This window comes from Kribbella pittospori (assembly GCF_004331465.1).
In the GTDB taxonomy this organism is placed as follows: Bacteria; Actinomycetota; Actinomycetes; order Propionibacteriales; family Kribbellaceae; genus Kribbella; species Kribbella pittospori.
The window spans coordinates 26,274-46,734 of record NZ_SJKB01000007.1 but is presented as its reverse complement, the minus strand read 5'-3'; the positions used below and the strand labels follow the sequence as shown (position 1 = coordinate 46,734).

The 20,461-nt window shown below is 68.3% G+C and carries 20 protein-coding genes and 1 pseudogene; 11 read left to right on the top strand and 10 right to left on the bottom strand.

The features are described from left to right. Position 1 precedes the first annotated feature (1 nt). The 3 genes from E0H73_RS22270 to E0H73_RS22260 are packed head-to-tail and all read right to left on the bottom strand — an operon-like array spanning position 2 to position 3,050. Entirely contained in the window at positions 2–829 is an 828-nt protein-coding gene (locus E0H73_RS22270; RefSeq protein ID WP_131359648.1) for a carbohydrate ABC transporter permease, read from the bottom strand. Continuing rightward, entirely contained in the window at positions 826–1,767 is a 942-nt protein-coding gene (locus E0H73_RS22265) for a carbohydrate ABC transporter permease (RefSeq protein WP_131359646.1), read from the bottom strand. Before E0H73_RS22265 ends, E0H73_RS22270 begins: the two co-directional genes overlap by 4 nt. Then, positions 1,764–3,050: an ABC transporter substrate-binding protein gene (locus E0H73_RS22260; protein WP_131359644.1), complete on the bottom strand. Its 1,287-nt coding sequence runs from the start codon at positions 3,048–3,050 to the stop codon at positions 1,764–1,766. Before E0H73_RS22260 ends, E0H73_RS22265 begins: the two co-directional genes overlap by 4 nt. 210 nt (positions 3,051–3,260) lie before the next feature. On the opposite strand from E0H73_RS22260, the gene E0H73_RS45940 reads away from it, so the two are divergent. The 3 genes from E0H73_RS45940 (at position 3,261) to E0H73_RS22250 (ending at position 4,997) form a co-directional block, all read left to right on the top strand. Next, positions 3,261–3,431: a hypothetical protein gene (locus E0H73_RS45940; protein WP_165555777.1), complete on the top strand. Its 171-nt coding sequence runs from the start codon at positions 3,261–3,263 to the stop codon at positions 3,429–3,431. Next, a complete protein-coding gene (locus E0H73_RS22255; protein WP_131359642.1) occupies positions 3,428–4,150 on the top strand; it encodes a hypothetical protein in 723 nt (240 codons plus the stop codon). Before E0H73_RS45940 ends, E0H73_RS22255 begins: the two co-directional genes overlap by 4 nt. A 130-nt stretch (positions 4,151–4,280) precedes the next feature. Further along, positions 4,281–4,997: a hypothetical protein gene (locus E0H73_RS22250; protein WP_131359640.1), complete on the top strand. Its 717-nt coding sequence runs from the start codon at positions 4,281–4,283 to the stop codon at positions 4,995–4,997. On the opposite strand, the gene E0H73_RS22245 is transcribed toward E0H73_RS22250, so the two are convergent. Beyond that, positions 4,994–5,731, bottom strand: a complete 738-nt coding sequence (locus E0H73_RS22245; protein ID WP_131359638.1) for an ArsR/SmtB family transcription factor — start codon at positions 5,729–5,731, stop codon at positions 4,994–4,996. The two genes, E0H73_RS22250 and E0H73_RS22245, sit on opposite strands and share 4 nt — an antisense overlap. A 65-nt stretch (positions 5,732–5,796) precedes the next feature. Between E0H73_RS22245 and E0H73_RS22240 the strand changes: the two genes are divergently transcribed. Then, entirely contained in the window at positions 5,797–6,990 is a 1,194-nt protein-coding gene (locus tag E0H73_RS22240) for an MFS transporter (protein ID WP_131359636.1), read from the top strand. Here E0H73_RS22240 and E0H73_RS22235 read toward each other — a convergent pair. Both E0H73_RS22235 and E0H73_RS22230 read right to left on the bottom strand, forming a co-directional pair. Beyond that, positions 6,911–7,819 carry an alpha/beta fold hydrolase gene (locus E0H73_RS22235; protein WP_202867506.1) on the bottom strand — a complete coding sequence of 303 codons (909 nt, stop codon included), beginning with the start codon at positions 7,817–7,819 and terminating at the stop codon, positions 6,911–6,913. The two genes, E0H73_RS22240 and E0H73_RS22235, sit on opposite strands and share 80 nt — an antisense overlap. A gap of 148 nt (positions 7,820–7,967) precedes the next feature. Next, positions 7,968–9,503: a serine/threonine-protein kinase gene (locus E0H73_RS22230; RefSeq protein WP_238164166.1), complete on the bottom strand. Its 1,536-nt coding sequence runs from the start codon at positions 9,501–9,503 to the stop codon at positions 7,968–7,970. Between the two features lie 61 nt (positions 9,504–9,564). Between E0H73_RS22230 and E0H73_RS22225 the strand changes: the two genes are divergently transcribed. From E0H73_RS22225 to E0H73_RS22205, 6 genes and pseudogenes are all read left to right on the top strand, one after another. After that, positions 9,565–10,125, top strand: a complete 561-nt coding sequence (locus E0H73_RS22225) for an RNA polymerase sigma factor (RefSeq protein WP_131359634.1) — start codon at positions 9,565–9,567, stop codon at positions 10,123–10,125. 57 nt (positions 10,126–10,182) lie between these two features. Continuing rightward, positions 10,183–11,421 (top strand): MFS transporter, encoded by a 1,239-nt coding sequence (locus E0H73_RS22220; RefSeq protein WP_131359633.1) that lies wholly within the window; start codon positions 10,183–10,185, stop codon positions 11,419–11,421. Between the two features lie 46 nt (positions 11,422–11,467). Then, entirely contained in the window at positions 11,468–12,472 is a 1,005-nt protein-coding gene (gene dhaK, locus E0H73_RS22215; RefSeq protein ID WP_131359631.1) for a dihydroxyacetone kinase subunit DhaK, read from the top strand. 2 nt (positions 12,473–12,474) lie between these two features. Continuing rightward, a complete protein-coding gene (dhaL, locus tag E0H73_RS22210; protein WP_131360396.1) occupies positions 12,475–13,095 on the top strand; it encodes a dihydroxyacetone kinase subunit DhaL in 621 nt (206 codons plus the stop codon). Continuing rightward, positions 13,092–13,502, top strand: a pseudogene (dhaM, locus tag E0H73_RS48250) (dihydroxyacetone kinase phosphoryl donor subunit DhaM); the annotation flags it as partial. The gene dhaL and the pseudogene dhaM, both read left to right, overlap by 4 nt. A 21-nt stretch (positions 13,503–13,523) precedes the next feature. Further along, on the top strand, positions 13,524–15,419 hold the full coding sequence (locus E0H73_RS22205; RefSeq protein WP_337590328.1) for an HPr family phosphocarrier protein: 1,896 nt from the start codon (positions 13,524–13,526) through the stop codon (positions 15,417–15,419). Here the strand turns inward: E0H73_RS22205 and E0H73_RS22200 are convergent. Together E0H73_RS22200 and E0H73_RS22195 are read right to left on the bottom strand one after the other, a co-directional pair. Then, on the bottom strand, positions 15,398–16,054 hold the full coding sequence (locus E0H73_RS22200; protein WP_131359627.1) for a cupin domain-containing protein: 657 nt from the start codon (positions 16,052–16,054) through the stop codon (positions 15,398–15,400). The genes E0H73_RS22205 and E0H73_RS22200 overlap by 22 nt on opposite strands. Then, positions 16,051–16,608: a GNAT family N-acetyltransferase gene (locus tag E0H73_RS22195; RefSeq protein ID WP_238164165.1), complete on the bottom strand. Its 558-nt coding sequence runs from the start codon at positions 16,606–16,608 to the stop codon at positions 16,051–16,053. The genes E0H73_RS22200 and E0H73_RS22195 overlap by 4 nt, the downstream gene beginning before the upstream one ends. Positions 16,609–16,777: 169 nt before the next feature. On the opposite strand from E0H73_RS22195, the gene E0H73_RS22190 reads away from it, so the two are divergent. Next, entirely contained in the window at positions 16,778–17,611 is an 834-nt protein-coding gene (locus E0H73_RS22190; RefSeq protein ID WP_131359625.1) for a hypothetical protein, read from the top strand. A 25-nt stretch (positions 17,612–17,636) separates the two neighbouring features. On the opposite strand, the gene E0H73_RS22185 is transcribed toward E0H73_RS22190, so the two are convergent. Continuing rightward, positions 17,637–18,128, bottom strand: a complete 492-nt coding sequence (locus tag E0H73_RS22185) for a DUF1707 SHOCT-like domain-containing protein (protein ID WP_131359623.1) — start codon at positions 18,126–18,128, stop codon at positions 17,637–17,639. Between the two features lie 70 nt (positions 18,129–18,198). Beyond that, entirely contained in the window at positions 18,199–20,460 is a 2,262-nt protein-coding gene (purL, locus tag E0H73_RS22180; RefSeq protein WP_131359621.1) for a phosphoribosylformylglycinamidine synthase subunit PurL, read from the bottom strand. Position 20,461 lies beyond the last annotated feature (1 nt).

Genomic DNA, 20,461 nt, shown 5'->3' with positions numbered 1-20,461 from the left:
GTTATCCCTTCAGGCCACTGGAGAAGCCACGGATGACGTACCGCTGGAGGATCAGGAAGACGACCAGGATCGGCAGCGCCGCGAGCACAAGACCGGCCGCGACGAGTCCGTAGTCGGACGTGTATTCGTTGACAAAGGCAAACACCCGTACGGGGACGGTTTCCCTGCCCGAGCCGCCCAGATACAGCAGCGGGGTGAAGAAGTCGTTCCAGATGTGTACGGCGTTCAGGATCAGCACGGTCCCGGTGATCGGCCGCAGCAGCGGGAAGATCACATGCGCGAAAGCCTGCAGATGCGAGGCCCCGTCGATCAACGCCGCGTTGGTGTAGTCGGCCGGCAGCGAGCCGATGAACCCGGTGTACAGGAAGACCGTGAACGGCAACTGGATGCCCGTGTAGAACAGGATCATGCCCTGGTACGTCCCGAGCAGACCCATGTCGTTGACCAGCTGATACAGCGGGATCATCCCGAGCTGGATCGGCAGGATGATGCCGACCAGGAACAGGATGTAGAGGCTGTAACTGAGCCGCGTCACGGTCCGGGCCAGGAAGTACGCTGCCAGCGACCCGAGAACGATCAACACGATCACACTGGCAACAGTGATCAATGTGCTGTGCAGCAATGCGGAGCCGAGCGACGCAGACCGCCAGGCCTCACCGAAGCTGCCGACCGACGGCGGCGAAGGCAATGACAGCGGCTTGTTCGCGATCTGCTGCGGATCCTTGAACGCCAGCGTCACCAGCGCGTAGACGGGGAACAGGAAGGCGATCGCAACCGCGACCATGACGATCTCGAGCACGAACGTGCGGGGACGATAGCCGGTCCTCATGCTGCCGTCTCCCTCGATCGCAGGTACCCGATCTGGATGAACGACACCGCCGCGACGAAGATCGCCAGGACCAGCGCGACCGCCGTGCTGTAGCCGAACTTCCCGTACACGAAGGCCTGCTTGTACAGCACGGTCGACAACGTGTCGGTCGCGTACCCGGGCCCGCCGTTCGTCATCGCGATGATCTGGGTGAACAGCGTCAGCCCACCCACCGTCGACAGCATCACGTTGATCGTCACCGCCGGCGCGAGCAGCGGCCAGGTGATGTGCCGGAACCGCGCGACCGTCCCGGCACCGTCCACCATCGCGGACTCGTGCAACTCCTGCGGTACGCCTTCCAGCCCGGCCAGGAAAATCACCATCGAGTACCCCGCGCACTGCCAGATCACCGTGAACGCGACCGACCAGATCGCGAGCGACGGATTCCCGAGCCAGTCCTGCCGCAGCGCACCGAGCCCGATCGCGTTCAGCGCCGCGTTGAGGCCCGCGTCCGGCGCCGGGTTGTAGACGTACTTCCACAGGAACGACACCATCACCGGGCTGACCACGACCGGCGCGAAGAAGATCACCCGCAACGCCATCCGGCTCTTGATATTCGTGTGTACGCCGAGCGCGAGCAGCAGACCGATCCCGTTCTGTACGACGACGATCGCGATGGTCAGCAGCAGCGTGTTCCGCAACGCACCCAGCGCCTGGTCGTCGTGCACCAGCTGCTTGAAGTTGTCCACGCCGACGAACGACCGCGCCTCGCCGACGCCGGACCAGTCGGTGAACGCCGACCCCGCGCCGACGATGCTCGGATAGAGCATCACCAGCGCATAGACGATCAGTGCCGGGGCCGCGAACAACCACGGCGGCGCGACCCCGCCGCCCCGCCGCCGCGGTGGTTTCGAGGCATCCCGTCGTACCGGCGTGACCGGTGGAGCGGTGACGGTCATGCGGTCTTCCGGTAGGCCTCGTCCATCTTCTTCAGTGCGCCCTGGACCGTGGTCTTGCCGCCGAGGAGTTCCTGGACGACGGCGAAGTGGGTCGGCTGGACCTCGGCGTTCGGCCAGCGCTGGTCCATGAACGGCACGGCCTTGTTGTCCTTCAGGTACGGCAGGAACGACGTCAGCACCGGGTCGACCTTCGCGTCGCCGTCGGAGTACAGCGGAACGCAGGCGACGGCCTGGGACCAGGCGCTCACGACCTCCGGCCGGCCGCAGTACTCGATGAACTTCTTCGCCTGCTCGGCCTTCTTGCTCTTCGCGCTGACCGCGATGCCGACCACGATGCCGCCGGGGATCCAGTTGTCCGCCGCGACGTCGGTGGCCGGGAACGGGAACATGCCGAGGTCGTCCGGCGACGGCGACGCGTCCCGGAACGCCTGCAGCACCGCGGACACCTGCACGGCCATCGCGGCCTTGCCGGTGCCGACCATCGAGGTGGCCTGCTCGTAAGTCGTCCCGTTCGGGTTGTCGTTGAAGAAGCCCTTCTTCTGCAGCTCCAGGTACTTGTCCATCGCGTCGGCCCAGCCGGAGTCGCCGAACGACGCGTTGCCGGCGATCATCTTGCCGTCGAAGTCCGGATTCTTCGCGTAGACCGTGCCGGGCACCAGCGCGTAGTCGATCAGCTGGGTGACCCACGGGGTCTGCGCGCCGAGTGCGATCGGGACGATGCCCTTCTTCTTCAGCTTGTCGCAGACGGCCAGCAGCTCCGACCAGGTCGTGGGCGGCTCGACGCCGGCGCTCGCGAACGCCTTCTTGTTGTAGATCGCGCCGAGCACGCTGGTGCCGGGCGAGAAGATGAACGTCTTGCCGTCCTGCTGGAAGGCGCCCTTGAACCCTTCCGGGATCTTCTGCGTCCAGGACTGGGCACTGAGGTCGGTGAGCAGGTTCGCCTTGCTGAGCTGGACCATCGACATCGCGCTGCCGTTGCCCGGGTAGACCGCGTGCATGTCGGGCGCGTTGCCGGCCGCGAGCTGGGCCCGCAGGGCGGTCTGCAACTGGTCGGCGGGCGAGAACGAGAGGTTGAAGTCGAAGTCGGAGTTCGCCTTCTTGTAGTCGTCGAGCGCCTTGCGCAGGCCGGCCTCCTGGCTGCCGGCGCCGATCACCTTGAGCTGACCGCCGGACGACGACGAGCCGCCACCGTTGCCTCCGCAGGCCGCCAGGGTGCCGACCGCGGCGGCGCCTCCCATCAGCTGCAGGAGACGCCGCCGGCTGACGGTCTGATCGATTGCCATGAGTTCCTCCTGAGCGAGGCGCGAGCCGCCTCTGAAGTACCGCTGTGGGATGTGAAGTAATCGTGCATTCGTGTTACTTTTTTCACGCGGGACGCTACGGTCGCCCCGGAGGGGTGTCAAGACCTCGTTGAAAGGATTCAGTTCGGGCCGGCGGGAAAACCGGATCACACGTTTTGGGTCCCTGCCCGGGTCGCCTGAGAAGATGAGGATGTGTCCGCGACCGCCTGCGCCCGACCGGTCAGCCCGCCGTACGCTCCGCGGCTGCCCGGACGCTGCAGCCTGCCCTCGAGCCGACTTTCCGGCAGCCTGCGGGTCCCGCCGTACGACGCCCTCCTCGACGCCACCGAGCAGGCGCCGAACCGCGGATCGGTGGGCCGGTGAAACGTCCGATTCTGGTCATCGTTCTGCTGCTGGTCACGGTCCTCGGGGCAGCCGGCGGCTACTTCGCCGGCGACCGCTGGGACATCCCGGCGGCAACGGCCTCCGGTGATGCGGCCCCACTCGGTCAGGTGACACCGGCAGGGCCAACGCCGTCCCAGACACCGTCCGAGCCGCCGCTGCCGGTCAAGACGCCGGTGCCCAACACGATCCCGCCACTCGAGACCGATCTGAGCTTCCGGCGGCGTACCTTCACGGTCTCGCCGAAGGACTACCAGTCGGTGCAGATGGCGATCGACGTACCGGACGGCTGGCACTACAAGACGGACCCGAAGCGGCCGGCCGAGGTCAAGTACCTCGATCCCCGCAACGAGCGAGGTGTCCGGGTGGAGGCGAACCGCCCGCCGATCCCCACCAAGGACGCGCTGGCCGGCCTCATCATCGACCTGAGGAAGAGCCTGCCGCCGCAGGACGACCTGCAGATCAAGTCCCAGACCACCGAGCAGATCGTGGGCGACGACGACCAGCTACGGACGGTCTCGACCCTTGTCTACACCTACATCCCGACCGACACGCTGCGCTACGTGATCGTCCGCTGGGTCTCGACCAACGGCGATGACCTGGCCAACGTGGAGATGAGCATCACCGGCCTGCCCGACGACTCGTCCGCGCTGGACGAGGTCCTGCTCCGGGCCACCCAGTCCGTTCGTGAGACCGGCTGAGCCGCTGTCATCGGAGGTCCGCTGCCCGGACGGGCAGCTTTTTCATGGAATCGTTACCGGGCTGCTGCAACCTTGTGGCGGGCTGAAGTGTCATTGAAGTAGGGCTTCAAAGTGGGGAGGTGAGGCAGGCGTGGCTCGTCGGGGGACTGTTGGCGCCCTGCTGGGATCCGGGCTCGTGGTGATCACGGCCCTCGGAGGCGCGGGTGGATACGGGGTCGGACTGCTGATCGGTGAGGCGCAGCCCGCGGTGGCGTCCGGCTCGGCCGCTCCGCTCGGGACCGCATCACCGACGCCTTCGGTGACACCCACATCCGCAGTGCCGACGCGCACGCCCAAGCCCGACAACAGGCCTGCGCTGCAGGCGGACGACATCAGCTACAAGACCCGGTCGTTCACCGCGGAGCTCGTGGTGAAGTCCCATGTCAGCGCCCGGGTGCCGTACAACTGGCGGATCACCCAGCCCGATCCGCCGAACTACGCCCGGTTCACCGATCCGACCTCGAAGCGCTGGATCCGGATCGAGGCGGGCTTCACCATCAGCCGCCCACCGGCCGCGTCGATGGCCGCGCGAATCAAGGACCTCAACGTCCTGGACAAGAACCAGCTGCTGAGGATCGTTTCCCAGCAGGTCGAGGACGATCAGGCGACGCTCGCCTACACCTACCTGCCGCCGGAGTCGCAAACGTCCGAAGGGGTTCTCCGGTACGTCATCGTCCGCTGGGTCGCCGACGACAGTGGCCTCTGCGCGGTCGAGATGAGCTCGACCGGTCTCCCGCAGGACAAGGACGCGCTGCTGGACGTCCTCGACCACGCGTCCAAGAGCGTCGTACGCCGGGACACGCCCTAACCGAGCAGGTCCGCCAGAGCGTGCCGACCGGCGTCGGTGAGGTCGACTGCGCGTTGCCGGGGCCTTCGGCGTACCCAGTCCCGTTCGAGTGTCGCGTTGGCGACCATCGCACCGAGGCGACCGGCGAGGTGATGCCGTTGCTCGCTCCAGTCGACGCAGAACCTCAGCAACCGCCGGCCGGATGGCTTCTCCGACAGGTCGACACCCAGCTCGCCGAAGACCTCTGAAGCCGTAGGACCCAACGCGTACGGCCCGTCCGGTAGCTGCTGCGCCAGTGGGTCCTCCGGCCGACGGTCCGTGCCGGTTCCGCCGTCAGTCCGGACCAGCGCCTCACGTCGTACCAGGCCTTCGAGCAGAGCGACGCCCAGCCGACCGGCCAGGTGGTCGTAGCAGGTGCGCGCCTCGCGGAGTGCCGCGGCGCGAGTGCTCTGCCGGAGCGAGTTGATTGGCTGCGGCTTGGCGATGCGTGCCACTGCCTCCACTGCCGCAGCCACCTCGGGACCGGCGAGCCGGTAGTACCTGTGGCGTCCGGAGCGCTCCATCTCGAGCAGACCGCCGTCCAGGAGCTTGTGGAGGTGTGAGCTGACCGTCTGGGGTGACACACCGGCCTCGGTGGCGAGCAGGGACGCAGGGAGCGCTCGACCGTCCGCCAGCGCCATCAGCACCTTCGCACGGGCGGGCTCAGCCAGCAGTGCGGCCGCGCGGGCCACATCCGCATCCCCGGTGAACTCCATGCCTCCATGCTCACACCGTCACACTTCGACGCAACCCGAAGTGATTCGATGCGAGGTTGGAACACATGCTTCTCGCCCTCCTCTGCGTCGGGATCTTCCTGGTCCAGCTCGATGTGACCGTCGTCAACGTGGCCCTTCCGGACATCCGGATCGACCTTGGTACGACGCTCGCCGGGCAGCAGTGGGTCGTCGACGCCTACATGATCACGCTCGCCGCGCTGCTCCTCGTCTGCGGCGCACTGGGCGACCGGTTCGGCCACCGGCGCGTGGTGCTTGCAGGTCTCGCCGTGTTCGGACTGGCCTCGCTGGGCTGTGGTGTTGCGCCCAACATCGAACTGCTCGTGGCGGCCCGCGCAGTACAAGGCATCGGCGCCGCTCTGCTCCTCCCCGGCACGCTGGCCGTCATCACCGACCTGTACGTCGACCGTGCGGCAAGGGCTCGTGCGGTCGGCATCTGGGCCGGCGCCGGAGCGCTCTCGCTACCGTCCGGTCCGCTGCTGGGTGGTGCGCTGGTCAGCGGGCTCGGATGGCGGGCTGTGTTCCTGATCAACCTTCCGATCATCGCCGTCGGTCTTCCTTTGGCCTTCCGCCTGATCCCTCACCATCAATCGGCCAGGCAGGGCACGCGGAGCCCGCTCCGCATCGGCAGGGACTTCGTCGGTGCGAATGTCACCGCCGGCCTGATGACTCTGGTCGGTCTCGGCACGGTCCTCGTACTTACGCTGTATTTGCAGGAACACCTTGGCCACAACGCATTCCGGGCCGGTCTCGAACTCATCCCTCTGTTCCTGCCGCTCTCCGTACTCGCGCCGGTGTCCGGCCGCATCACCGCCCGCTACGGACCTCGACTGCCCATGACCATCGGCCTGGTACTCGGAGCAGCCGGATCGGCCTGCCTGCTGATGGTCCACGGCGGCTACCGCGAACTCGTACCCGTCGAGCTCGGCCTGGGCATCGGCATGGGTTTCCTCACCGCCGCCGTCGTCAACGCGGCCGTCGCCTCACTACCGCCCGATCGTGCCGGATTCGCCAGCGGCGTCAACAACACCTGCCGGCAGGCATTCGGTGCCGTCGGCATCATTCTGTACGGCGCAGTCGTCGGCAGCCCCGCCGGCATGATCCCCGGCCTCCACACCCTCGCCTACCTCGGCACCACCCTGTGGCTCGTCGGGCTGGCCATCACCTGGCTGACCGTACATCCCCACGCAGAAAGGGCATCAACCGATCGAGTGTCTCGGCCGGAGCCTCTTCGGCCATGAAGTGCCCGGCCGGAATCGGCGCTCCCACGACGTCGTCCGCCCACTCCCGCCAGACCGCGACCGGATCGCCGTACCAACTGGCCACCGCACCCGACGGATCCCACAACGCCAGCACCGGACAGCCGATCCGCCGTACGCCGCGATCGGTCGTGTCGTGCTGGTGGTCGACAGTCGCCGCAGCGCGGTACTCCTCGCAGATCGCGTGAACCGTGCCCGGATCGCGGAAGTGGCGCACGTACTCCTCCCGGACCTCTCGCGGGAACACGTCGGCCGCGGACCAACTGTCCAGGAAGTGGTGCACGAACAGCTCAGGTTCCTGCGCTATCAGGCGTTCCGGGATCGGTTCCGGCGCCGCCAGGAACGACCAGACCCAGTACCCCAGCGCGAACTCCTTGTCCGCCCGGTCGAACGCATCCCCGGTCGGCACGATGTCCAGCACGGCGAGCCTCGTCACGACCTCCGGGTGGTCAAGCGCCATCCGGTACGCGCACCGAGCCCCCCGGTCGTGACCGGCCACCGCGAAAGCGTCGTACCCGAGGGCTTGCATCACTTCGACCTGGTGACCCGCCAGCTCTCGCATCGAGTGGGTGTCACCGGCCGTGCTGTCACCGAAGCCGGTCAGGTCGGTCACGACCACGCTGAACTCCCGAGCCAGCGCCGGGGCGACGCGATGCCACATGACGTGGGTCTCGGGGAAACCGTGCAGCAGCAGGACGGGCGGTCCGTTGCCGGCGCGGCGGCCGTGGATGGTTGCTCCGGACACCGATACGTCGAATGTCGTGAAACCGTCGAACACGCTGTACGCCGTACCCGAAGTGCGGTCAGTCAATCGGCCAGATGGCTCGGAAGATGGTGGTGCGGAGGCGGTAGAAGCCGCGGCGGGTGGACTGGATCAGGGCAGGGGACGGCCGGAGCCGGTCGAATGCGAAACGCAACACCAGGGACTTCCTCGGGACCGAGCAGGACAGAAGCGCTCGTCAGCCGGTGAACGACACCGAGTGGGCGATCTCGAGAGCCCGGTCGCGGCCATCGGCCGGTACCAGGACCTGAACGAGCATCGAGCCGGTGGTCCCCGTGTCCACGACTCGCTGCAGGAGCATACTGCTGCCGTCACCGCAGCCGGTGGAGAACCGCTCGGTCACCGCGGAACCGTTGACTGTCGAGGACTTGACCTCCTCGTCGGCGACGCAGCCGAATGACTTGCCGCTGCCGACCGACAGGCGTGTGACCTGCGCATCGGTCATGCCGATGAAGACCCCGGGTGACCTCGTCGACCAGCTCGGGTCCTGACTGACCCGGAGCGCCGGGTAGGACTGTGTGGTGCCCGGCGGCTGCCAGTCCGCGTCGGCAACCGACTTCGCCCAGCCCTTCGGCATCTCCAGGTTGACCCAGCCGTACGAGAGCGGCACGACCTCGCGCGCGGACAGGTAGCGCTGGGCTCCGAACCCGACCCCACCGCCCACGATCAGTGCCAGGACGGCGGCGAGCACCCACCGACCCCGGCGCCGCTTCCGCTTCGGAGCAGGCTCCGTGGCAGGCTCGACCGATGCGACCGCCGGCGCAGTCTCCTCGGGCTCCTCGGCCGCCGGCTTGACGATCGTGGGCTTGTTGGCGTCGCTGAGCGCGGTCGTCTCGCTGTCGTCCGACGGACTGTCGCCCACATCGCGGATGCCGTACGACGCCGGCACGAATCCGTGGGTCGTCTCGTCCAGCCCGCCGACGAGCTCACGAGTGAACGACTGCACATCCGGCCAGCGCTTCTCGCGGTCCGGGTCCAGGGCGCGCACGATCGCGGCGTCGACCTGCTCCGGCAGCTCGAACCCGAGTGAGCTCGGCGGAGGCGGCGCCGCGACCCGCCCGGCCGCGCCGAGCCCATCGAGCTGGTGCGGTGACCGCCCGGTCAGAGCGGCGTACGCGACTGCTCCGAGGGAGTACTGGTCGGCGCGCTGGTCCAGCCGCTCACCCATCGCCTGTTCGGGCGCGACGTACGACGGGGTGCCGCCAGGCATTGTGATCCGTGACACCTCGTCCAGCGACTTGCCGAGGCCGAGGTCGGACAGGACAGCGCGCTCGCCCTCGTCCGTGCTGCGGAACAGAACATTCGCGGGTTTCACGTCGCGGTGCAGCAGGCCGCGCCGATGGAGGGCCTGGAGGCCGCGGCCGACCTGGACGACGACGTCGACCGCCTCGACCATCGGCAGCGGTTGCTTCTTCAACCGGTCGGCCAGGGTGCCGCGATCGGCGTACGTGAGCACGAGAAACGGGCGGCCGTCGTCGAGTTCGCCGACGTCGTGCACCTGGACCACGTGCTCGGACTCGACCCGGCGCAGGAACCGGCCCTCCTCGAGGAACCGGCGGCGGACCGAGTCGTCGTGGCCCCAGTTGTCCGCGAGTACCTTGATCGCGACCTCGGCATCCAGTTGCTCATCGTGAGCAAGCCATACCGTAGCGAAACCGCCTGAGCCCAGGCGTCGGCGCACGACGTAGCGGCCAAGTCTGGTCGGGACCCCCATACAAGGCATTATGGATCACTGGGAGTCCCCTGCCGGGGGCGGAATGACAGCAAAGGCGCAGATGAGCGAGAGCACCAGCCCGACGGACGACCTCGGAGCCCTGGCCGAACGGGCCAAGGGGGGCGACAAGAACGCGATGGACGACCTGCTCAGGCTGGTCCATCCGCGGGTGCTGCGCATCTGCCGCAGCGTGCTGCCCTACTCCGCGGACGCCGAGGACGCGGCCCAGGAGGCGCTGCTCAACATCGCGACCAAGATTCACACCTACTCCGGCCGGAGCAGCTTCTCCACCTGGGTCCACTCGGTCGCGGCGAACTCGGCCCGGTCGACGTACCGCAAGCTGAAGCGCACCGCCCAGGCCGCGCACAACCCGGAGACGATGGAGAAGCCGGACCCCCGCACCACCAGCGTCATCGCCGGCACCCGCCTGGATCTGCTCGAGGCGCTCGAGACCCTGGAACGCGACCGGCCCCAGATGGTCACCCCGCTCGTGCTCCGCGACGTCTACGGCCTGTCGTACGAGGAGATCGCCGCCGAGGTCGGCGCCCCGCTCGGCACGGTCAAGTCGCGCATCCACGACGCCCGCGAGGTCGTCCGGCCGCTCCTGCGCCCGAAGGACTGACTGCAACAACCTGCAAGCCGTCCATAGTTGACCTGGTATGGACCTAATCTCCCAGTTATGTCAGGTCGGGGGTTACTGCGTAACGGCGACTACCTCAAGCTGTTGAGCGGTCAGACGATCAGCGCTCTCGGCTCGGCGATGAGCACCTTCGTCTTCACGCTGCTCGCCATGGCCATCACGAGCTCGCCGGTGCAGGCCGGTCTGGTCGGTGCGGCGTACGCCCTAGGCGCCACCTTGTCCTCGTTGCCGGCCGGAGCAGTGGTCGACCGGACGAGCCGCCGCCTGATTCTGATCAGCTGCGGCCTGGCCGGCACCGTTCTGTACGGCTCGGTCGCCGTGGCCGGCTGGATGCACCGGCTGACCATCTGGCACCTGCTCGCGGTAGCCCTGTGCAGCGGGGTGAGCACCGCCTTCTTCATGCCGGCCGAGACCGCCGCCCTCCGGCAGATCGTCCCGGCTGAGGACATCGGCACCGCGGTCGCCGCCAACCAGGGCCGTGGGTACGTCGCCGGGCTGGCCGGTGCCCCGCTGGGCGGGCTGCTCTTCACCGTCGGCCGCGTGGTCCCGGTGGCGATCGACGCACTGTCCTACCTGGTGATGTCCGCCCTGCTCGCGCTGATCCGCCGCCCACTGGGTGCTCCCGAAACCCACGACGCCAAGCCCGAGCCGATGCTGCGCTCCATCCGCTCCGGCATCACCTGGCTGTTCGCGCAGCCCGCGCTGCGCACGATCGCACTGGTCGCCACCGCACTGAACTTCGCGGCCAACGGGACAATCCTGGTCCTGATCCTCGACCTCCAGCAGCGCGGCGTCCGGCCGTCCGTGATCGGGTTGCTGGAGACCGGAATGGGCGTCGGCGGACTGCTCGGCGCGATCCTCACACCGAAACTGCTGGCCATGTTCAGCACCGGCGCCATCGCGATCGTCGGGTCGTGGATCGTTGCCTGCACCTTCACCGCCACCGCGTTCACCAGTGCACCAGCCACACTGATCGGGTTGCTGTCGATTGCGATGCTCCTGCTCCCGGCGCTCAACTCAGGTCTGTTCGGCTACCAGATGCTGATCACACCCGACCATCTGCAAGGCCGGGCGCAGAGTGCCGTCATGTTCCTCGCCACCAGCACCCAGCCGCTCGCTCCGGCCCTCGGTGGCGTGATGCTGGCGAGCTTCGGGCACCGGACCGCGGTGGGCGTTCTGGGCGCGATCCTGACCGTCGCGTCTCTTCTGCTCACGCTGAGCCGACCGATCCGGTCGATTCCGCTGCTGTCCGAGGTGAAGGCCGCGACGACCGTCTGATTCAGGGGGCTCCCGTTCCGGGCGGGCGTGTGCTCAGATGGGTGCCATGAAGAAGCTCATCAACGAACCTGGTGATGTTGTGAGTGAGGCGCTGCGGGGGATGGCGGCAGCGCATCCGGATCGGTTGCGGGTGGATCACGAGAACCGGATCGTGTACCGCAAGGACGCACCGAGGACCGGGAAGGTGGGACTGATCTCCGGGGGTGGATCCGGGCACGAGCCGATGCACGGCGGCTTCGTCGGGCTCGGGATGCTGGACGCGGCCTGCGCGGGTGAGGTGTTCACCTCGCCGGTGCCGGACCAGATGATGGCGGCGACCAAAGAGGTCGACGCGGGCGCCGGCGTACTGCACATCGTGAAGAACTACACCGGTGACGTGATGAACTTCGAGATGGCCGCCGAGCTGGCTGCGGCCGACGCCGGCACCGAGGTGCTCTCGGTCGTCACCAACGACGACGTCGCCGTGCAGGACAGCCTCTACACCGCCGGCCGTCGTGGCGTGGGTGTAACGGTGCTGCTGGAGAAGATCGTCGGCGCGGCCGCCGAGGAGGGCCAGCCGCTGCAGCAGGTCGCGGACCTGGCCAAGAAGGTCAACGACAACGGCCGCAGCATGGGCATGGCGCTCACCTCGTGCACAGTCCCGGCGGCGGGCAAGCCGACGTTCGACCTGGCCGACAACGAGATGGAGGTCGGCATCGGCATCCACGGCGAGCCCGGCCGGCAACGGTTGCCGCTGGCACCGGCGAAGGAGATCGCCGCGATGCTGGTCGACCCGGTCGTCAGCGATCTTCCTTACCGGCAAGGCGATTCCGTGATCGCCTTCATGAACGGCATGGGCGGTACGCCGCTGATCGAGTTGTACCTGATGTACAACGAGGTGGCCCAGCTGCTCGACCGGGCCGGGATCACCGTCGCCCGCTCGCTGGTCGGCAACTACATCACCTCCCTGGAGATGGCCGGCTGCTCGGTCACCCTCCTGAAGGTGGACGACGAACTGGTACGTCTCTGGGACGCACCGGTGAACACCCCCGGCCTACGCTGGGGCGCGTGAGCATGGGAGTCGACAACTTCGTCAACTGGCTGTGGGATTCCGCGGGTTCCTTGCATGACAACGCGGCGTACCTGACTGAGCTGGACTCGGCGATCGGGGACGCGGACCACGGGGCGAACATGGACCGGGGGTTCCAGGCGATCGTCGCGCTGCTGGACGAGAGCAGCTTCGGGACGGTCGACGAGTTGATGAAGAAGGCCGGGATGACGCTGGTCAGCAAGGTCGGCGGGGCGAGCGGACCGCTGTACGGCACGTTCTTCCTCCGCTTCGGGACCGCGCTGGCCGGCGCCGACCTGACCCCGGCGACGATCGGCGAGGCGTTCAAGGCGGGCGTCGGCGGCATCCTCCAGCGCGGCAAGGCCGAGCTCGGCGACAAGACCATGTACGACGCCTGGGCGCCGGCTCTGGACGCGTATGACGCCGCGGTCGCGGGCGGAGCGGACCTCGCCGGTGCGCTCACCGCGGCGGCGGAGGCGGCCGCCAAGGGCCGGGACGCGACGGTCCCGCTGGTCGCGCGGAAGGGCCGCGCGAGCTACCTGGGCGAGCGCAGCGCCGGTCATCAGGACCCGGGGGCGACGAGCACCACACTGTTGCTGGAGTCGGCTGCCCGCACCCTCGCATGATCGGGATCGTGGTCGTGTCGCACAGCCACGCGCTGGCGACCGCGGCGGTCGGGCTCGCTGCGGAAATGGTTGCCGCCGACAACCGTCCGGTGATCGCGATCGCGGCCGGGCTGGACGCGACGACGTTCGGTACGGACGCGATGGCGGTCTCCGAGGCGATCACGACGGCCGACAGCGCGGACGGCGTACTCGTGCTGCTCGATCTGGGCAGCGCGGTGCTGAGCGCTGAAATGGCGCTGGAGTTCGTCGATCCGGACGTCGCTTCGCACGTGAGACTGACGAGTGCGCCGCTCGTCGAGGGACTGGTGGCGGCGGTCGTCACCGCGTCCACCGGCGCCCCGCTCGACGCGGTCGCGGCCGAAGCCGAGCGCGGTCTGCTCGGCAAGCAGGATCATCTTGGCGGAGGCGAGGTCGCTGAGACAGCTGCTGTGGCGGACGCTGATCAGACTGTGGAAGTTGTTGTGGGCAACGAGCATGGGTTGCACGCCCGGCCCGCGGCTCGGCTGGTCGGGCTGGTGAACTCGTTCGATGCTGTGGTGACGCTGACCGATCTGGACACCGGGCGAGGGCCGATCGACGCGGGCAGTCTGAGTATGGTCGCGACCCTGAATGCCCAGCAGGGCCACAGGTTGCGAGTCGGTGCGAGCGGTCGGCAAGCGGCCGAGGCGCTGGCGGCGATCGGCGAACTGGCCGCCGAGAACTTCGGCGATGAGCCGGTGACGGTCGCCGCCCAGACAGGATCGGGAGAAGGCGGCTCCGGGTTGGATGTCGCGATCGGTCCGGCGGTGATCGCTGGGGCGAGCGTTGACCTGAGCGACTACGTTGCCGATGACGACGAAGCGGAGCGGCTCGATGGTGCGATCGCGACTGTTGCTGGGGAGTTGCGGCTGCTTCGGGATGCGAGTCCGGAACACGGTGGGATCTTCGAGGCGCATCTCGCGTTGCTGAAGGACCGCAAGCCGCTGGACGAGATTCGTGCCGCGATCGCCGCAGGTACGCCGGCACCCGTCGCGTGGAAGCAGACCTACGACGACCTGGCGAAGACGTTCGAAGGGCTGGATGACGCCTATCAGCGGGAACGCGCCCAAGACGTCCGAGCCGTCCGGGATCGGGTACTGCAGGCTCTGACGGGAGCGACCGTCGACGAAACACCGGCCGACGGGGTCCTCGTTGTACCTGAGCTGGATGCGGCGACAGCTGCCACCCTCGACGCCGCTCGGATCGCCGGCGTCGCGGTCCGAGCGGCCGGGACCACCGGGCACGGCGTCATCGTCGCGCGCTCACGGGGGATCCCGTTGATCACCGGAATCGGGGAGGTCGACGTCCGAGCCGGGGCGACGGTCGCATTCGACGCGCGCACGGGAGTCTTCGAGGTCGGACCGGACGAGGACGCCTACCGGAGCACGATCGTGGAGCGGCGTGGCGAGTTGGAGCGGGCCATCGAGCAAGCCGGGCTGCCGGCGACGACCGTGGACGGCAGAACGATCGCCGTACTGGTGAACGTCGGGTCGGTGCAGGACGCCGTAGAGGCACGCGGAGCGGACGGCTCCGGGCTGGTGCGGACCGAGGTCCTGTTCGGCGATCGGCGTACGGCGCCGACCGTCGACGAGCAGGCCGAGCAGTTCCGTGCGATCGCCGAAGCCCTGCAGGGGAAGCCGATCACCATCCGGACCTGGGACATCGGCGGCGACAAGCCGCTGCCGTTCCTGCCGCAGGAACAGGAGGCGAACCCGTTCCTGGGTGAGCGTGGCCTCCGCGTCTTCCGCCGCCGTCCTGAACTGCTGCGGGATCAGCTCGAAGCCGTACGCCGAGTCGCGGCCGAGACACCGGTACACGTGATGTTCCCGATGGTCACGACCGCCGACGAGGTCGCGTGGGCGCTGGAGGAACTCGGGCCGAAGCCCAATGGTTTGGAGGTCGGCATCATGGTCGAGGTCCCGGCCGCCGCGCTCCGGATCGACACTCTCGCGGCCGGTCTGGACTTCGTCAGCATCGGCACCAACGACCTCACGCAGTACACGACCGCCGCCGACCGCACCAACACCGCGGTCGCACCACTGGCCGATGGCCTGGACCCCGCCGTACTGCAGCTGATCGACCACGTGGTCAGGCGAGCCGGAGTACGTGTAGCTGTCTGCGGTGACCTCGCCAGCGATCCGCAGGCCGCCGTACTGCTTGCTGCCCTTGGTGTGGACGAGCTCAGTGCGGTCGGTCCGCAGGTCCCTCTGGTCAAGGAACGTCTACGGCACGCGGATCTCGGTCAGATCGACACTGCTGCCGTGCTGGCCGCTCGGGATGCCGCTCAGGTGCGTGACTTGCTGTAGTACCGCAGCTCGACCAGGTTGAATCCGGACGTGCGGATCGGCTTGGCGGGCAGTGTGTAGGACTCGCCGGGCTCGAGGTACGTGACGTCCGGGTGCTCCAGATCGAGGTCGACCACGAGCGCCGGGTACGCGCCGGTGTGCCAGGTGTAGGACTCCCCCGCGTCAGGCGTGACGTGCTGCACGCGGACGTCGTCCTCGTCCACGACCACCTTCGCCGGGACCTCGCCCACCTGCTCGAACCCCGCCTCCGCGGGCACGCCGGCGACCAGGAAGTACGGATCGCCCGAGGCATCCTCACCAAGGTCGAGGACCTCGATGAGCCGGTTCAGGTACGGCGTTTCGCCGTCGTTCGTGAGCATGTGAACCGGCGACACCGGTCGGTAGACCGAGCCACCGACGCTCTCGTTGAGCTGCCGCGCCGGGCTGCCGTCGAGCCAGTCCATGTGACACGGCGACGTCGACAGGCACAGCACGACGTACGGGTTGTGGTGCAGGTGCCAGCCCTGCGCCTCGCCCGGCGCGAGCGAGACCTCCCAGACGCGGACCCGGGAGTTCTTCAGCAGGACGCGCGTACCGATCTCACCGAGGACGACCTCGGTGCCGTTGGGTGCAGCGACGGTGGTGCCTGCGGTCATACGGGCTTCTCCTTCACGAGCAGGTCGACTGGGCGTTCCATCGCGACTGCATCGAGTACGACGCCGTCGGGCATGGGGAGTTCGGCGGATTCCACCTCGGTGAATCCGAAAGCCTTGTAGAGCGGTACGCCGGGCAGCGTCGCCATCAGCGCCAGTTGCGTGAAGCCCTCGGCCCGGGCGGCATCGGTGCAGGCGTCCAGGATCGCCCGGCCCAGACCCCGGCGGGTCCAGTCGCTGCGGACGAACATCGCCCGGATCCTGGCCGGCTCGGTCGCCGGGTCCAGCAGTCGCGCATCGGCTCCCGCCGTACTGGCGTTGAAGAGCTTGTTCCGACGGCTCCAGCCACCGCACGCGACGATCTCCCCGCCGGCCTCGTGCACGTAGTAGGTGCCGTCGTCGATCAACGCGGTGTCCAGCGTAGTGATGTGCTCCGCGGCGCTGGCCGTCTGAGCAGAGTCGTAGTACGCCGGGAACAGCTCCCGCACCGATGAGCGCGCCAATTCGGCCACAGCAGGCCCGTCCGCCCGCACCGCGACCCGCAACACAGCCTCCACGCCCCACAGGCTAGTTCCGCAACACCCGTGCGGTGAAATGGGTCGGACCGTTGCCGGACATCTACCGGGTATGACGCAGACACCGATCAAGGCCTGGGCAGGGCCGGTGAGCGAGGGAGCCGTGGGCTGGCGAACCGGAAGCTGGTCGCCCTGACGGAAGAGACCTCACATGAAGACGCCTGACATCGACGCGGCGGTCCGCGGCCTGGCCCGCCCCGACCATGAGATCACCGACGCGGCCTGGTCCGAGCTGTCGGCCAACATCACCAACGAGCCTTACGAGCGTGTGGTCAGCCTGGACAGCCGCCGCCGCTCGGTGCGACCCCGCGTGCTCCTGGCGGCCGCGTGCAGCCTGCTGATCGCCGGAGTGGTCGCGGCCACCCTCGTGAACCAGCCCGCTCAGGACCAGCCGCAGGCACTCTCGTTCACCGAGCGCGGCGACAAGCTGATCGTCCGCGTGGTCGATCCGAACGCCGACCCGAAGCGGTACAACGCCGAGTTCAAGAAGATGGGCCTCGACATCAAGGTCAAGTCCGTCCCGGTCAGCCCGCCGTTCGTCGGCACGATGGTCAGCTTCAGCAGCGGGAGTCAGCGGGAGATGGACCAACTCCATCGGCTCGCACCGGGCGAGCTGTGCAACGGCACGCTGAACGCCTCCGATCCGGGCTGCCAGGAGGGTCTGGAGCTCCCGAAGAACTACGACGGCAGCACCGAGATCCAGTTCGGCCGGAAGGCCAAGCCGGGCGAGATGTACAAGCACTCGTCGTCGTCGGCGACCGACAAGGGTGAGTTGCTGGCCGGTCTGGTCCTCGATGACAAGACGGTCGCGCAGGTCCTGCCGCTGATCGAGGCTCGCGGCGTACAGGTCGAGGGCTACCTGGTCGGATCAGGCCCGAAGTACGACACCAAGGACTCGGTTCCCGACAACTGGTATGTGTACGGCTCCGCGACAAGGCATCCGGGCAAGGTCAGCCTGTACGTCGATCCGGATCCAGCCAAGTAGCTCCGCTGGAGCGCTCCCGTCGGTCTCAGGACCGGCGGGAGCGTTTCGTCTTGCCGGCCGCCCAGCGGTAGGCGACGAGGGTCCAGAGGATCGCGGGCAGGCCGAAGATCGCGGCGGCGATCTCGCGACCGAAGACCAGGAAGACCAGTCCGAGCAGGAAGAACGGCAGGGCCAACCACACCGCTCCCACGAAAGCTGCCCAGCGCCACCGGCCCGTCTTGCGCGGCTCGAGCTGGTACAACGACGGCGCCGGCAGCCCGGCGAAGACCGGCTGCAGTTCGCCGTGCGTGACGGCCTGGTTCAGCCGATCCACCCGCCGGTGCAACTCGTCCTCGTCCAGCCGCCCGACAGCGAATGCCTCGGCCAGGTCGTCGGTACAGATCCGGCGCTCCTCGTCGGTGAGCCGGATGTTCGCCACCCGCCGCCGGGCCGCTGCGACCCGGGCCTCCTGCCCGGCCGCCGAGGCCAACCCGATCAGGTCGCCCACAGACGGCTTCGCCGGCCGCCGCTCCACCATCCGCCTCACCTCACTCGTCCATTCGAGTGTGCCAGACGACCGGGCAGCGGCCGGGTCCGCGAGCGTTTGGTCAGCTGAGCGCAGCCGGGAGCGTTTGGGTCCAGGCGGCGCGGAGCTCGGTCAGCGGGAGCTCGAACTGGTCCTGCACGTCCAGGGCGTCCCCGGTGATGACGCCGATCTTCGCGTGCGGGAAGCGACGCGCGGTGCACATGTCGGTGAACCGCACCTCTTCGGTGCGCGGTACGGCGACGACCGCTCGGCCGGCCGACTCCGCGAACAGGAACAGGAACGGGTCCAGTCCGTCCGGCGCCCAGACCCGGGCACCCACGTCACCGCGGAGCGCCGACTCGACCAGCGTCTGCGCGACACCGCCGTCGCTGACGTCGTGCGCCGCGTCGATCAGGCCGTCGCGGGACGCGTTGATCAGGATGTCCGCCAACTGCTTCTCGGCCTCGAGGTCGACCGCCGGCGGCCGCCCGCCGAGGTGGCCGTGGACGACGTGCGCCCACTCCGACCCCGACAACTCCTCCTCGGTCTCACCGAGCAGGTACAGCTGGTGGCCCTCCATCTCGGCCGTGAAGCCGATCGGCGTACGACGGGTGACGTCGTCGATGACACCGAGGACGCCGACCACCGGCGTCGGCAGGATCGGGGTCTCACCGGTCTGGTTGTAGAACGACACGTTGCCGCCGGTGACCGGGATGCCCAGCTCGATGCAGCCGTCGACCAGACCGCGGATGGCCTCGGTGAACTGCCACATCACACCTGAGTCCTCCGGCGAACCGAAGTTCAGGCAGTCCGTCACCGCGGCCGGCCGGGCACCCGTGGTGGCCACATTCCGGTAGGACTCGGCGAGCGCGAGCTTCGCACCGGTGTACGGGTCGAGCTTGGCGAACCGCCCGTTGCAGTCGGTCGAGACCGCGACGCCGAGGCCGCTGGTCTCGTCGACCCGGATCATCCCGCTGTCCTCGGGCTGCGAGAGCACCGAGTTGCCCAGCACGTACCGGTCGTACTGGTCCGTGACCCAGGACTTGTCGCACAGGTTGGGCGAGGCAACCAGCTTCAGCAGTGTGTCCCGCAGCTCCGCGCCAGTGGTTGCGCGCGGCAACTTCTCGGCGCCGTCGGCCTGCAGGTCGTCCTGCCAGTCCGGCCGCGCGTACGGGCGGTTGTAGACCGGGCCCTCGTGAGCGACGGTCTCCGGCAGGACGTCGACGACGCGCTCGCCGTGCCAGTCGATCTCCAGCCGCCCGGTGTCCGTCACCTCACCGATCACATCGGCCTGGACGTCCCACTTGGCGCAGATCTTCAGGAACGCCTCGACGTTCTCCGGGGTGACGCAGGCCATCATCCGTTCCTGCGACTCGCTCATCAGGATCTCTTCGGGCGACAGCGAGGCATCGCGCAGCGGCACCTTGTCCAGCGACACCCGCATGCCACCGTCGCCGGCGCTGGCCAGCTCCGAGGTCGCACAGGACAGTCCGCCGCCGCCGAGGTCCTGGATGCCCTCGACAACCTTCGCGGCGAAGAGCTCGAGCGTGCACTCGATCAGCAGCTTCTCCATGAACGGGTCACCGACCTGGACCGCCGGCCGCTTGGTCGGACCGCCTTCGGCGAAGGTCTCCGACGCCAGTACCGACACTCCGCCGATGCCGTCGCCGCCCGTCTTGGCGCCGTACAGGATCATCTGGTTGCCGACGCCGGTCGCGTTCGCGAGGTGCAGGTCCTCGTGCCGCATCACACCGATGCACAGCGCGTTCACCAGCGGGTTCCCCAGGTACGTCGGGTCGAAGACGACCTCGCCACCGATGTTCGGCAACCCGAGGCTGTTCCCGTAGCCGCCGACGCCGGACACGATGCCCGGCAGCACGCGCTTGGTGTCCGGGGCGTCCAGCGGACCGAACCGCAGTGGGTCCATCACCGCGACCGGACGGGCGCCCATCGCGATGATGTCGCGGACGATGCCGCCGACGCCGGTCGCCGCGCCCTGGTACGGCTCGACGTACGACGGGTGGTTGTGCGACTCGACCTTGAACGTGACGGCGTACCCCTCGCCGATGTCGATCACGCCGGCGTTCTCGCCGATCCCGGCCAGCATCTTCCCGGCCGGGGTCTCCTGCGGGATGTCGCCGAACTTGCGCAGGTGCACCTTGGACGACTTGTACGAGCAGTGCTCGCTCCACATCACCGAGTACATGGCCAGCTCGCAACTGGTCGGCCGCCGCTCCAGGATGTCGCGGATCCGCTGGTACTCGTCCGGCTTCAGACCGAGCTCGGCCCAGGGCTGCTCGACGTCCGGGGTGGTGGTGGCGTTGCTAACGGTGTCGGTCGACACT

Coding starts and splice junctions, on each gene's coding strand:
- E0H73_RS22270 (WP_131359648.1), bottom strand. CDS start 829: ATGAGGACCGGCTATCGTCCCCGCACGTTCGTGCTCGAGATCGTCATG.
- E0H73_RS22265 (WP_131359646.1), bottom strand. CDS start 1,767: ATGACCGTCACCGCTCCACCGGTCACGCCGGTACGACGGGATGCCTCG.
- E0H73_RS22260 (WP_131359644.1), bottom strand. CDS start 3,050: ATGGCAATCGATCAGACCGTCAGCCGGCGGCGTCTCCTGCAGCTGATG.
- E0H73_RS22245 (WP_131359638.1), bottom strand. CDS start 5,731: ATGGAGTTCACCGGGGATGCGGATGTGGCCCGCGCGGCCGCACTGCTG.
- E0H73_RS22240 (WP_131359636.1), top strand. CDS start 5,797: ATGCTTCTCGCCCTCCTCTGCGTCGGGATCTTCCTGGTCCAGCTCGAT.
- E0H73_RS22230 (WP_238164166.1), bottom strand. CDS start 9,503: ATGGGGGTCCCGACCAGACTTGGCCGCTACGTCGTGCGCCGACGCCTG.
- E0H73_RS22225 (WP_131359634.1), top strand. CDS start 9,565: ATGAGCGAGAGCACCAGCCCGACGGACGACCTCGGAGCCCTGGCCGAA.
- E0H73_RS22220 (WP_131359633.1), top strand. CDS start 10,183: ATGTCAGGTCGGGGGTTACTGCGTAACGGCGACTACCTCAAGCTGTTG.
- dhaK (WP_131359631.1), top strand. CDS start 11,468: ATGAAGAAGCTCATCAACGAACCTGGTGATGTTGTGAGTGAGGCGCTG.
- dhaL (WP_131360396.1), top strand. CDS start 12,475: ATGGGAGTCGACAACTTCGTCAACTGGCTGTGGGATTCCGCGGGTTCC.
- E0H73_RS22200 (WP_131359627.1), bottom strand. CDS start 16,054: ATGACCGCAGGCACCACCGTCGCTGCACCCAACGGCACCGAGGTCGTC.
- E0H73_RS22190 (WP_131359625.1), top strand. CDS start 16,778: ATGAAGACGCCTGACATCGACGCGGCGGTCCGCGGCCTGGCCCGCCCC.
- E0H73_RS22185 (WP_131359623.1), bottom strand. CDS start 18,128: ATGGTGGAGCGGCGGCCGGCGAAGCCGTCTGTGGGCGACCTGATCGGG.